Below are 11,337 nucleotides of genomic sequence, written 5' to 3'. Positions count from 1 at the left end.
CCGGAACGGAAAGCTCCACGGCCGCGGGCTTTCCGGAACGGCATGGTCGTCCGGCAGGCCGTTTCCTAGCGTGAGCCGGGTGCGAAGAACCGTTCCGCCGCAGGCCTATTTTGTCGTCAGCGCGACCTTCCACTACCTCGGCCCGGCGCTGGCGGTGCTGCTGTTCGCGCGCATCGAACCGCTCGGCGTCGCCTGGCTGCGGATCGCCGCGGCCGGTCTGATCTTCGCGATCTGGCGGCGTCCATGGCGGGCCTGGCGGGCGCTGGACATGCGGACCCGGGGATTGGTCGTCGCGTGGGGTGCGGTGCTCGCGTTGATGAACAGCTGCTTCTACCTGGCGATCGACCGGATCCCGCTCGGCACGGTCGCGGCAGCGGAGTTCGCGCCGGTGATCGTGCTGGCGGCGATCGCGGTGCGCAGCGCGCGGAACGTGCTCGCGGTCCTGCTCGCCGCGGTCGGCGTCTACCTGCTGACCGACATCCGTCTGTCCGACGACTGGGCCGGGCTGGTCTTCACGGCGTCGAACGCGATCCTGTTCGCGGCGTACGTCGTCCTCGGGCATCGGGTGTCGCGGGCGGCGAGCCTGCGAAGGATCGACGGACTCGCGCTCGCGATGGGCACGGCGACGGTGCTCGCGCTACCGGTCGGTGCCTGGGCTGCGGTTCCGGCCTTCGCCGACATCGGCCTGCTGGCCGCGGCGGTCGGAGTCGGCGTCTGCTCGTCGGTGATTCCGTACGTCGCGGACCAGTTGGCGATGGCGCGGTTGCAGCGGTCGACGTTCGCGTTGATGCTGGCGTTGCTGCCCGCCACGGCGACGGTGATCGGTGCCGTCGTCCTGCGACAGATCCCACGGCCCGCCGAGGTCCTGGCGGTCGCGATCGTCGTCGCCGCGATCGGGCTGCATCGCGAAGCTGCCTAGCCCTGCCCGGCGGCCGGTCGCACGTTGTGGTTGCCGGAGAACACGTTTTCCGGGTCGTACTCGCGCTTCACCGCCGCCAGCCGGTCGTACGTCGCGGCCGGGTAGACCGCGGCGACGTCGGCGTCCTCGGCGCCGGACAGGAAGTTCGCGTACGCGCCGCGGAGGTGCGGACTGAGGCGGTCCCACAACTGCTGCCGGGCCGGACGCGTCGCCTCGATCACCGGCGGCGGACCGATCGTGGTGGTGATGAACATCAGCTCCGCCTGACGGTGCGCGTACGCCGTCGCGTCGTCCGCGACCTGCGCCACCGCGCCGCCGACGCTGCGCACGGCGATGACCGGGGAGCCCTGCGACGTGCCGGTCTCGGCGAGGATCCGCAGGACCTCCGGCACGGAATCCTTGTCGACAAAGGCACTCCGGGTGACGAGCTGGATGCCGGGCGGCGGCACCAGGCCGTCGACCAGCACCTCGGCGTACGGCGTCAGCGCGACGTCGTCGGCGATCACGGTACCGAGCGCGCGGATCGGGTCGATCGCCCGCGCGGCGAGCTCCGCGTCGTCACCGTCGTACGCGACCTGGATCTCCAAGGGGGCTTCCGGGCCGCCGAGGAACGGGTTCGCGAACGCCGCGATCGAGCTCAGCTCCGCGGGCGCCGTCCGCAGGTACTCCGCCCACCGCGGCAGCACGTCCGCGATCTCGGCGGCCGGGAAACTCAGCTTGCCGAAGAAGATGTCCGTCGTCGGGTGCGCCGCGAACTCGAACGCGGTCACGACCCCGAAGTTCCCGCCGCCACCGCGAACCGCCCAGAACAGCTCGGGGTTCTCGTCCGCGGATGCCCGGACGACGTCGCCCGCCGCGGTCACGAGCTCCACCGCGACGAGGCTGTCCAGCGCCAGGCCGTACTTGCGGACCTTCCAGCCGATGCCGCCGCTCAGCGTCAGCCCGCCGACGCCGACGCTCTTGGTGTCACCCGACGAGATCGCCAGCCCGTGCGGCGTCAGCGCGGCCGCGACCTGTCCCCAGGTGGCGCCGCCGCCGATCCGGACGACGTGCCGCTCCTTGTCGACCAGCTCGATCCCCGCCAGCCGGCCGAGATCGATCACCACCCCGCCGTCGTTCGTCCCGAATCCTGGGAAGGAGTGTCCACCGCCGCGCACCGCGAGCGGCAGCCCGCCGGCAGCGGCGTACCGGACGGCCTTCTGTACGTCCTCGACGCTCGCAGGCCTGAGGACGTACGCCGGGCTGCCCCCGACCAGCACGGTCCGGCTCGCGGCGTCGTACCCCTCGTCCTGCGGCCCGACGATCTCGCCGGCGAATCCTTCGACTACAGCGCTCATGACGTTCCCTTTGCGTTTGCCCTCATCGAACAAACACCTGACGCTCGCCGCCGCCCGGATGTGACGTGACCAACCAGACATCACACACCGGGGGCCTATTTCGTCAGGGGTGTCGATTTCCGCGCGGGCCGGTCGACGCAGGGGTGAGAGTCAGCCCCTGTGAAAGGACTTCTGCCATGACTACTGTGACGCTCCCGGCCGCCCGGATCTCCACCCGCGCGCTGCTCACCGGCGGTGCCGTCGCCGGACCGCTGTACGTCGCGACCTGGCTCATCCAGGCGTTCACCCGGGAAGGTTTCGACATCACCCGGCACCCGGCCAGCCTGCTCGCGAACGGCGGTCCCGGCTGGATCCAGACCGCGAACTTCATCGTCAGCGGCCTGCTGTGCATCGGGGCGGCGGTCGGCCTCCGGCGTACGACGTCCGGACGCGGGCGTGTCTGGGGTCCGCGGCTTGTCGGTGCGTACGGAGTCGGGCTGCTGCTGGCCGCCGCGTTCCCGGCCGACCCGGGCGCCGGCTTCCCGGTCGGCACGCCGGCCGACTACGCCGAGATCAGCACCCGCGGCATGGGCCATTTCGTGGCCGGCACCATCGGTTTCTCCGGCCTGATCGCCGCCTGCCTGGTCTTCGCCGCGCACTACCGCGCCCTCGGCCGCCGGACCCTCGCCCGCTTCTCCACCGCCACCGGCATCCTCTTCTTCGCCGCCTTCGCAGGCCTCAACGCCGGCGCCGGCAGCCGCCCCACCATCATCGCCTTCGACCTCGCGGTCATCCTCGGCTGGACCTGGCTCACCACAATCACCCTCGACAAGCGCTAGCTCAGGCAGGTGCGGAGGGCGTTGATGAGGTGGGTGGCTCGGGGGTCGCCGTGGCCGAGCATGCGGTTGGCGGTGTAGGCGAAGGCGATGCCGTGCTCGTCGTCGCCGAAGGCGAACTGGCCGCCGGCGCCGTCGTTGCCGAAGCTGCGGGGGCCGAGGGTCGGGCGGAAGGGGGAGTTCAGGAGGAAACCTGAGCCCCAGCGCGCGCCGCCGTCGAAGCCGAGGAAGCCGGTGCCGGACGACACCTCGCGCACCGCGTCGGTGATGGTTTCCGGCGACAGCAACCGCGGCGAGCCGTCGATGCCTGTTACGGCGGTGGCGTAGGCGCCGGCCAGACCGCTCGCGGACGCGACGGCGCCCGCTCCGGGAAGCTCCATCCCCAGCAGATCGGGATCGTTCCACCCATGAGGTACGTCGAGACCGGGGAACTCGAGTGCCCCGTTCATCGTGACGATCCGCATCAACAGGTGCTCCGGGTCGAGCCCCGGCGGTCGTCCCGCGGCCTCCTCCAGGCGCGCCAGCGTCGGCAGCTCCGCGGCCGGCAGCCCGATCCACGCCCGCAGCCCGAGCGGATCGCCGATGACGGTCCGGAAGTACGCGCCGGGCAGTTGCCCGGTGATCCGCCGGACGACCTCACCGAGCACGAACCCGAACACGTGCCCGTGGTACTCGAACGTCGTCCCCGGCTCCCACAGCGGCTTCTGCTCCTCGATCGCCGCGATCACCGGCGTCCAGGCGGCGATCTCGTCGAACGTCAGCGTCTTGTCCAGCACCGGGATCCCGGCCCGGTGCCCGAGCACCATCCGGCACGTGACCGCGTCCTTGCCCTCCGCAACGAACTCCGGCCAGTACGTCCCGATCGGCGCGTCCAGGTCGAGCCGCCCCTCCTGCGCCAGCAGGTGGACGACGATGCTCACCGGGCCTTTCGCGCAGGAGAACACCGGTACGACGGTGTCGCGCGTCCACGGCCGCCCCGGCGCCGCGTCGCCGCCCCAGAGATCGACCACCCGGCGCCCGCCGGCGTACACGCTGACCGCCGCACCCAGCTCCGGGAACCGCGAGAAGTTCTCCGTGAACGCGTCCGCGACCGCGCCGAACCCGTCATCCGCCCAACCCTGACTCATGGGCACGACGATAGATCCGGAACGGCCGTGCCGACGATCGAATTACGGCAGCACCCACTTCTGGTTCAGTGCGCTGTTGCAGGTGTTGAGGATCAGCTTCGTGCCGTTCGCGCTGGACCCGTCCGCGGCGTCGAGACACAGACCCGAGGCGGCGTTGACGAACGCGCCGTTGGTTTGCGGGATCCACCGTTGACCGGCCGAGTTGTCGCACGTCCACAACACCGCCGGCGTGTTGACGGCGGTCGCGCGCGCGGACAGGCATTTGCCCATCGTGCGGATGGTGCCGTCGTCGGTCGACGGAGTCCATTGCTGGTTCGCCGAGCCCTTGCAGGTGTAGAGCGTCGTCGGCGTACCGTCCGCGGTCAGCGCCTGGTAGACGTCGACGCACTTGCCGCCGATCCCGGTCGCGGGACCGGTGTCCTGGAACACCCCGAACTCCCAGAACGAGTAGTAGCTCCCGGCAACGGCCCGCTTCGTCGCGACGATCCGGACGTACCGCGCGTAGTTCGCGGCGAACTTGAGGTTGTCCGTCCCGCCGTCGCCGCCGACCGTCGACGCCACCGTTTTCCACGTGCGCCCGCTGCCGGACACCTGGATCTGGTACGCCTTCGCGTACGCCGTCGACAGCCAGTTCATCATCACCCGGTTGACCACCTGCACCGAGCCGAGATCGACCTGGTACCACTGCGGGTCCGTCCGCGCGCTCGACCAGGCGGTGCTCATCGAACCGTCCACGGCCTTCGACGCCTCGCGCCCGGCGAGATAGACGCTCGAGGCAACAGCCGGCCGGCCGCGGGCGAGGTTCCGCTTGGTGGCGAAGGCGGCCCGGTACGTCGCGGGCGTCGCCGGCGCGATCAGGTTGTGGTCGCGCGCCCCGCCGTCGGACCAGAGGCCGAACCGGTAGAGCTGGTTCGCCACGTTCTGCACGGGATCCGTCGCGACCGACACGCTCGAACCGATGATCGTCGTGGCACCGAGCGGACTCGCGCCGCTCTTGTCCTGGACCGTCACCGGCAACCCGGCCGGCGTGGTCGTGAACGTCGTCGCCACGGTCTTGGGATCGAGCCGCACGCTCTTCGAGTCGGTCAGCCCCTGAGCGTCCCGCGCCGTCAGCTTCAGTTCCAGGTACGACGGATACTCGTGGTCCGGCGCCGTGAACGAACCGGCGCTCCCGGTCAGCGACGTGATCGTGTGCGTGTGGCAGTCACTCGGGCAGTGGTGCATGATCAGCGACCACGTCAATGCGGACGCCGGCAACGTGCCCTGCTCGGGATCCGTCGCCGAGCCCGAGAAGTTGATGGGGTCGCCAACCTTCCAGGTCATCGCCGGGCCGGGGGACGTGATCGTCGCGGTCGGCGCGGTGTTGGCGACGTTGATCTGCGCCGACGTCGTACTGCTCGCCGTCCCGTCGGACACCCGGAGCCGCGCGGTCACGGTGCCGGTGGTCGTATATGTGTGCTGCACGGTCGCGGCCGTCGAGTCGTCGTACGCGCCGTCGCCGTCGAGATCCCACGCGTACGTGAGCGCGTCGCCGTCGGCGTCGTTCGACGCGGTCCCGTCGAACGTCACCGTCAACGGCGTCGGCCCGCTCGACGGGTCGGCCTGGATCACCGCGGTCGGCGGGTTGTTCGTGCCGTTGTACACGTAGCGGACGATCCGGCCGTTGTCGTAGTCGACCGTGAACAGGTCGCCGCCGGGGCCGGTCTGCAGCCGCGTCATGCCGTACCCGGACGCGAAAAGCTGGATGTTCGCGGGATCGGGCAGGCCGTTGCTGCCCGGCATCATCGCCCACACGCACTTGCGGCTGTAGTCGCTGAAGAACAGCGCTCCGTCGTACGCCGTCGGGTAGTTCCCGCCCTTGTAGAAGGACAGTCCGGAGATCGACGAGCTGCCGGTCGAACAGGTTCCGGCGATCTGTTCGCTGTGCTTGTAGGCGTAGTACGGCGCCGCGACCGCAGACGAGCCGGCGGCGTACAGGTTCTCGCAGATGTTCACGTTCGCGCCGTCGTACCCGGGCTGGCGGGCGGCGCCTTCGTAGCACGGCCAGCCGAAGTTCGTGACGCCGGCGGCCGGTGCGACGATGCGGTCGATCTCCTCCCATGTCGAGTACCCGACATCGCCGATCCACAGCTCGTTCGTGCCCGGCCGGAACGTGAACCGCATCGGGTTGCGCAGGCCCTGCGCAACGATCCGACGCGCGTTCAGGTCGGCGCTGCCGATCAACGGGTTGTTCGGCGCGGCCTGGCCGGTCTCGGGGTCGATGCGGATGATCGAGCCGTCGAGGGTGGCCGGATCGCCCGAGGTCCGCAGGTCCTGGGCGCGCAGCGCGCCACCTTCGGCGGTCGGCGGTGTGAGGGTCGCGCCGACCGGCGCCGGCCCGTCGCCACAAGGGTTGTCGGGTGTCACGTCGGTCGCGGTGTAGCCGTCCTGGCCGTAGTCGACGTAGTTGAAGCTCGCGCCGTCACCGCCGCCGGCGTACAGGTAGCCGTCCGGGCCGAACTCGATCGAGCCGATCGAGTGGCTCGGGTACTGCTGGCACCAGTCCTCGACGAGCACCTGCTCGGCGCCGTTCGCGTTGAGCACCGAGAGCCGCGCGCTGACCTGGCAGCCGTCCGCGGTCGGACCGGGCGGCGACGGGCACGGATCCGCGTCGGTGTCCGGCGTACCCCACTTCGGCGTCGTCCCGCCGATCAGGCCGTCATGCGTGTACAGCACGTAGATCCGTGGATCCGTGGGGAAACCGGGATGCAGCGCGAGACCGAGCAGCCCGCGGTCCCAGTAGTTGTGGACCTCGGTGCGCAGGTCGGCGTAGACACTCGGCGTCGGATCGTCGAGCGAGTCGAAGACCTTGATCAGGCCGCTCTTCTCCGCGACGAACACCCGGCCGTCCGGCGAGAACGCGACGTTCGTCGGACTGTTCAGCCCGGTGAACACCACTTGCTCACTGAAACCGGTGGGCGTGACTGCAGCCCGTGCCGGCGTGATGGCGACGACCGGTAGCAGCAGTACGACGCACAAAGTGGACAGCGCACGGCGCAGCCACTGGGCAGAAATCCTCACAGAAGCCCCCAGGCCCACGGTCCGGCGCCCGTCCCCACAACCCCCTGCGGGCACTCGGATCGCGTCAGGATGACGTCCAGCAGAGATCCCGCGCAAGCCCCGGCCTGCATTCGTTTCAAACAATCCACCGGATGGTCACTCGGCCGGTCGGACCGGGCACACTGGGCTGATGATCCGCACCGTCCGGGAGTTGCCGACAGGCCCTGGCGTCTACCGTTTCCGGGACGACGCCGGGAAGGTCCTGTACATCGGGCGGGCGCGCAACCTGCGGCGGCGCGTGCAGTCGTACTGGGTGAACCTCGGCGACCGCCCGCATCTGCGGCGGATGGTCCGGCGGATCGCCCGCGTGGAAGGTGTCTGGTGCGACTCCGACCACGAAGCGGCATGGCTCGAACGCAATCTGCTCGAACACACCAAGCCGCGCTGGAACCGGGTCGAGGGCGGCGCGGAGGTGGTCGGCTACATCCGGCTCGACGACGGATCCAAGCCAGGCTTGCGCTTCGAGCACACGGTCAGCGGGACCGCGCCGCACTTCGGTCCGTACCTCGGCGGCTTGCGGATCCGGCAGGCGATCTCCGGGTTACACCGGGTCCTGCCCTTGCAGTACACCGTCGCGGGTGACGGCTCGGCCGAGGAGTTCGGGCGGTTGTTCGGGATCGGCCCGTCGGATCGCGACGGGTTGGCGCGGACCGCGATCGCCGTCCTGTCACGCGATCCGGCCGCGGTCGCGGCGTTGCGGGACGAGCTGGTACGGCGGCGTGACCGGGCGTCGGCGGAACTGCGGTACGAGTTCGCGGCCAAGGTGCAGGGCGAGATCGAGGCGCTCGACTGGATCTGTGCCGAGCAGAAGGTCGCGTGGCTCGAGCCGCGGGACGCGGACGTGTACGGGTGGGCGGACGGCGTACTGGTGCGGTTCGAGCTGCGCGGTGGGCGGATGTGCACGTGGACGCAGCGCGCGGCCGGCGAGGCGGCGGCGCGGAAACGGGTCGCCGAGACGCCGGAGTTGTGGCGAACCTTTGCCCTGCGCAACGCCGAGCTGGCTGCTCGCCTGCTCACGGTGACTTCCTGATTACCTAGCATTGGGTCCCATGACCCAGCCGCCGGTCCCGCCGCAGTACCAAGGCTTTCCGCCGCCTGCTCCTCGTCGCACCTGGGTGCCTCTGGTGGTCGTCGGCGGCCTCCTCCTGGTGCTCGTCGCCGTGGTCGCGACCGGCCTCGTGCTGTTCCTGAACCGCGACGACGGGAAGCCGGCAGCGCACTCGTCCACCCCGACGGCGCGGACCAAGCCGTCCGATCCCGCGGCGGTCGAGTTCCGCCGCGTACTCACCGCGAAGCCCGGCACCTGCCCGACCCCGGCGCCTTCGGGAACGGCCTGCGACGACAAGGGCACCCGCTACACGCTCGGCAAGGTCGAACTCGACGGCAGCAACGTGTCCGAGGTGAAGGCGGCGATCCAGGAGAACGGCGCCGGCGGCTGGTACGTCGGCCTGACGCTCGATACGGAAGGCGCCAAGCTCTTCGAGCAGCTCACCGCCGCCGTAGCCCAGCAGCAACCACCAGCGAACCAGCTCGCGATCGTGGTCCACGGCCAGGTCGTCGCCGCACCGTCCGTCCAATCCGCCATCGCCGGCGGCAAGATCGAGATCTCCGGCTCCTACACCCGCGACACCGCCCAGGAGCTCGCCGGCAGGATCACCGGCTGATCTTCCAGGTCACCGCTTGGTGGGGGTATTTGAACCGGACGGTCACGGGCGGAACTGGTCCGGGCCACTGCGAGTGCTCCAAGCGGCGGTACACATAGTAGCCGTCCTTGACCTCGGCGAGGCCGACGTGACCGTCGGCGGTCTCGACCCTGACCACCGGATACCCGATGGGCTCGCGCTCCACACTGCCGAACACGCTCGTCACGCTCGATCCGGTCAGCTCCTGCGTCGCGTTCTTGCGCAGGATGATGCCGTGCACCGCCCCACCCGGCACGACCGACCGTGCGGCGCCGTCGCCGCGCTGGGTCGTGCAGAACGCCACGACCTTCGGGTCGTCGGGCGACCGGTAGACCATCGACATCCCGAAGTCGTCCTCGGCGTAGACGACGAGCGTCCAGCGGTTCCACGCGGGGACCGGCGTGCCGTCGGCCGTCGTGCACAGGCCGGTACTGCCGTCGGGGCCGACGGACGGTCCGGTCGTGCTCGGCGCGACGGGGACCTCGCTCGACCGGTGGATCGTGTCGACCGCGACCGTGGTCGCACCCGCCACCACCGCGACGGCGGCGATCGTCGCCAGCACACCGGCCGTACGGCGTCGGCGTACCTGCCGCCGGCCCGTCCGTACCAGGGCGTCCAGATCGGGGACGTACGCCGTCTGGGCGTCGACGGCCTCGGTCATCAGTTCCTTGAGGTGGGTCGTCATATCAGCCTCCCAGTTCCGCGAGGTCCAGCCCGGCGAGGGCGGGGTGCTGCCGAAGCTTGTCGAGCGCGCGCATCGTCTGGCTCTTCACGGTCCCGGGCCGGCAGCCCAGGACGTCGGCGGTCTCGTCGACGGACAGGTCGTCGAAGTACCGCAGCACGACGCACGCCCGCTGCCGGTCGGGGAGCTCGGCGAGCGCCTGCGTGATCACCAGCCGGTGCTCGGCCCGCCGGACGTGATCGGTCGGATCCGCCTCGGCCGCGAAGTAGGTGTCGCCGCCGACGAGTTCGGTGCTCGACCGGCGGCGGAGCGCGTCGAGGGTCGCGGAAACGACCACTTTCCGTGCGTACGCGACCACGCCGCCCTTGCGGATCTTCGGCCAGCGCCGGTAGAGCCGCAGCAGCGCCTCCTGGGTCGCGTCCTCCGCACGCCGCCGGTCACCGCAGAGCAGGTACGCCGTGCGCCACATGGCGTTGGCGTGATGGGTCACGAAGGCGGTGTAGTCCGCCTCTGCGTCGCTGTCCAACCCGGCCTCCTCATCTCGCGCTGCGCAATGAACGCGCCGGCGCGGGATTCGGTTGCATCAGCGGTTCGTGACCTCGAACGCGACGATCGCGGCGGCGACGGCGACGTTCAGCGACTCGACGCCGGAGTGCAGCGGGATCTGCAGGTCCGAGTCGGTGGCCACCGTGACGCCGTTGGTCTCGCCGCCGAGCACGTACACCGCGCGCGGCGCGAGCTCGGCCTTGAACAGCGAGTCCTGCGACCGCGCCGACAACCCGTACACGTGGTACCCGGCGGTCCGCAGGACGTCGACCGCGGCCTTCGCCGTCGAGGTGTTCACGATCGGCGCCTGGAACGCGACGCCCGCCGACGCCTTGATGACGAGCGGCCCGACGTGCGGCGTCCCGGCCCGGGGGAGGATCACCCCGTCGAACCCGGCGCCGGTCGCGGTCCGCAGAATCATTCCGACGTTTCCGGGGTTGGTCACGCCATCGAGCAGGAAGACGTTGGTCGGCCGCTTTCCGCGGGCCCGCACGAACTCCTCCAGCGGCGTCATCCGCGGCGCGTCCACGTCCGCGACCACGCCCTGGTCGTGCTTGCCGTTGCCGGCCAGCCACTTCACCCGGCTCGCGGTCGCCCGCTCGACCGGCGTTCCGTACTTTTCCGCCGCTCGCAGGATCTCCTGCATGGAGTTCCCGGTCGCGTTGTCCGCGAGGACCACCTTCGCGACGGAGAGCTTCGGATCGTGCAACGCCTCCAGGACAGGCTTGCGCCCGTAGACCGTGATCCATCGGTCGCGCGGCGACTTCTTCGATTCCACCCGCCTACCGTAGCGCCGGGTTGGTGGCCTTCCCGTCCAGCCAGAGCATGTTGCTCGGGTCGCCGTGCGGGCCCGGGCGGCCGACGTGCTTGTCGCTGATCTGCGGCCCGTTCTTGATCACGTGCACCAGCGCCATCCCGTGGCCGCGGCCGAGGTCGTAGTCGGCCTTGAGCCAGTCGAGGATGGTCCCGGTCTTCACCTGCGGCGCGTCGTACCCGTGGCTCTTCGCCTCGTCGACCAGCGCCCGCGGGGTCTTTCCGGTCTTCTCCTCGATCTTGTCCAAGTACGCCTGGAACGACATGGTTTCCTCCTGAGTGGTCGTCGTACACCACTGCGTCGGACGGCCACCGCG

The 11,337-nt window shown here is 70.3% G+C and carries 11 protein-coding genes; 4 read left to right on the top strand and 7 right to left on the bottom strand.

Annotated elements, in window-relative coordinates; translation table 11 throughout:
* Positions 1-79 precede the first annotated feature (79 nt).
* Positions 80-919 (top strand): hypothetical protein, encoded by an 840-nt coding sequence (locus ABZW60_RS05050; protein WP_355474156.1) that lies wholly within the window; start codon positions 80-82, stop codon positions 917-919.
* On the opposite strand, the gene ABZW60_RS05045 is transcribed toward ABZW60_RS05050, so the two are convergent.
* Positions 916-2,256, bottom strand: coding sequence for an FAD-binding oxidoreductase (locus tag ABZW60_RS05045; RefSeq protein WP_355474154.1), 1,341 nt, complete (start codon positions 2,254-2,256; stop codon positions 916-918). The genes ABZW60_RS05050 and ABZW60_RS05045 overlap by 4 nt on opposite strands.
* Positions 2,257-2,432: 176 nt before the next feature.
* On the opposite strand from ABZW60_RS05045, the gene ABZW60_RS05040 reads away from it, so the two are divergent.
* Positions 2,433-3,074 (top strand): DUF998 domain-containing protein, encoded by a 642-nt coding sequence (locus ABZW60_RS05040; RefSeq protein ID WP_355474153.1) that lies wholly within the window; start codon positions 2,433-2,435, stop codon positions 3,072-3,074.
* Here ABZW60_RS05040 and ABZW60_RS05035 read toward each other — a convergent pair.
* Positions 3,071-4,198, bottom strand: coding sequence for a serine hydrolase domain-containing protein (locus tag ABZW60_RS05035; protein ID WP_355474151.1), 1,128 nt, complete (start codon positions 4,196-4,198; stop codon positions 3,071-3,073). The genes ABZW60_RS05040 and ABZW60_RS05035 overlap by 4 nt on opposite strands.
* Positions 4,199-4,240: 42 nt before the next feature.
* On the bottom strand, positions 4,241-7,258 hold the full coding sequence (locus tag ABZW60_RS05030; RefSeq protein ID WP_355474150.1) for a PQQ-dependent sugar dehydrogenase: 3,018 nt from the start codon (positions 7,256-7,258) through the stop codon (positions 4,241-4,243).
* Between the two features lie 169 nt (positions 7,259-7,427).
* Between ABZW60_RS05030 and ABZW60_RS05025 the strand changes: the two genes are divergently transcribed.
* Both ABZW60_RS05025 and ABZW60_RS05020 read left to right on the top strand, forming a co-directional pair.
* Positions 7,428-8,327, top strand: coding sequence for a GIY-YIG nuclease family protein (locus ABZW60_RS05025; RefSeq protein ID WP_355474148.1), 900 nt, complete (start codon positions 7,428-7,430; stop codon positions 8,325-8,327).
* Positions 8,328-8,346: 19 nt separating this feature from the next.
* The gene (locus ABZW60_RS05020) at positions 8,347-8,961 is read left to right on the top strand and encodes a hypothetical protein (RefSeq protein WP_355474146.1); all 615 of its coding nucleotides are present in this window, start codon (positions 8,347-8,349) and stop codon (positions 8,959-8,961) included.
* On the opposite strand, the gene ABZW60_RS05015 is transcribed toward ABZW60_RS05020, so the two are convergent.
* From ABZW60_RS05015 to ABZW60_RS05000, 4 genes are read right to left on the bottom strand one after another with little or no spacing between them, the layout of a single operon-like run.
* A complete protein-coding gene (locus ABZW60_RS05015) occupies positions 8,951-9,664 on the bottom strand; it encodes a hypothetical protein (RefSeq protein ID WP_355474144.1) in 714 nt (237 codons plus the stop codon). The genes ABZW60_RS05020 and ABZW60_RS05015 overlap by 11 nt on opposite strands.
* Position 9,665: 1 nt before the next feature.
* Positions 9,666-10,187 (bottom strand): SigE family RNA polymerase sigma factor, encoded by a 522-nt coding sequence (locus tag ABZW60_RS05010; protein WP_355474142.1) that lies wholly within the window; start codon positions 10,185-10,187, stop codon positions 9,666-9,668.
* A gap of 57 nt (positions 10,188-10,244) precedes the next feature.
* On the bottom strand, positions 10,245-10,985 hold the full coding sequence (locus ABZW60_RS05005; protein WP_355474140.1) for an RNA methyltransferase: 741 nt from the start codon (positions 10,983-10,985) through the stop codon (positions 10,245-10,247).
* Positions 10,986-10,989: 4 nt separating this feature from the next.
* Positions 10,990-11,286 (bottom strand): DUF4287 domain-containing protein, encoded by a 297-nt coding sequence (locus ABZW60_RS05000; protein WP_355474138.1) that lies wholly within the window; start codon positions 11,284-11,286, stop codon positions 10,990-10,992.
* Positions 11,287-11,337 lie beyond the last annotated feature (51 nt).

Origin of the sequence: Kribbella sp. NPDC003557, assembly GCF_040610805.1 — a bacterium.
In the GTDB taxonomy this organism is placed as follows: domain Bacteria; phylum Actinomycetota; class Actinomycetes; order Propionibacteriales; family Kribbellaceae; genus Kribbella.
This window is presented reverse-complemented; position numbering and strand designations above follow the sequence as displayed.

Excerpts from the sequence above, each read along its gene's own strand:
- ABZW60_RS05035 (WP_355474151.1), bottom strand. The coding sequence starts at position 4,198 with ATGAGTCAGGGTTGGGCGGATGACGGGTTCGGCGCGGTCGCGGACGCG.
- ABZW60_RS05000 (WP_355474138.1), bottom strand. The coding sequence starts at position 11,286 with ATGTCGTTCCAGGCGTACTTGGACAAGATCGAGGAGAAGACCGGAAAG.
- ABZW60_RS05025 (WP_355474148.1), top strand. The coding sequence starts at position 7,428 with ATGATCCGCACCGTCCGGGAGTTGCCGACAGGCCCTGGCGTCTACCGT.
- ABZW60_RS05040 (WP_355474153.1), top strand. The coding sequence starts at position 2,433 with ATGACTACTGTGACGCTCCCGGCCGCCCGGATCTCCACCCGCGCGCTG.
- ABZW60_RS05045 (WP_355474154.1), bottom strand. The coding sequence starts at position 2,256 with ATGAGCGCTGTAGTCGAAGGATTCGCCGGCGAGATCGTCGGGCCGCAG.
- ABZW60_RS05015 (WP_355474144.1), bottom strand. The coding sequence starts at position 9,664 with ATGACGACCCACCTCAAGGAACTGATGACCGAGGCCGTCGACGCCCAG.
- ABZW60_RS05020 (WP_355474146.1), top strand. The coding sequence starts at position 8,347 with ATGACCCAGCCGCCGGTCCCGCCGCAGTACCAAGGCTTTCCGCCGCCT.